This is a genomic window from Bacillus sp. REN10 (assembly GCF_016820555.1).
In the GTDB taxonomy this organism is placed as follows: Bacteria; Bacillota; Bacilli; order Bacillales; family Domibacillaceae; genus Bacillus_CE.
The window spans coordinates 1-316 of sequence record NZ_JADHDW010000053.1; the positions used below are offsets into that span (position 1 = coordinate 1).

The window sequence follows — 316 nt, forward strand, 5'->3', positions numbered from 1 at the left end:
TCCGGCTTCATGTAGGCGAGTTGCAGCCTACAATCCGAACTGAGAATGGTTTTATGGGATTGGCTAAACCTCGCGGTCTTGCAGCCCTTTGTACCATCCATTGTAGCACGTGTGTAGCCCAGGTCATAAGGGGCATGATGATTTGACGTCATCCCCACCTTCCTCCGGTTTGTCACCGGCAGTCACCTTAGAGTGCCCAACTAAATGCTGGCAACTAAGATCAAGGGTTGCGCTCGTTGCGGGACTTAACCCAACATCTCACGACACGAGCTGACGACAACCATGCACCACCTGTCACTCTGTCCCCCGAAGGGGA

The 316-nt window shown here is 53.5% G+C and carries 1 rRNA gene; it reads right to left on the bottom strand.

The window, feature by feature from the left end:
- Positions 1-316: ribosomal RNA gene (locus IRB43_RS17735) — 16S ribosomal RNA — on the bottom strand; the annotation flags it as partial.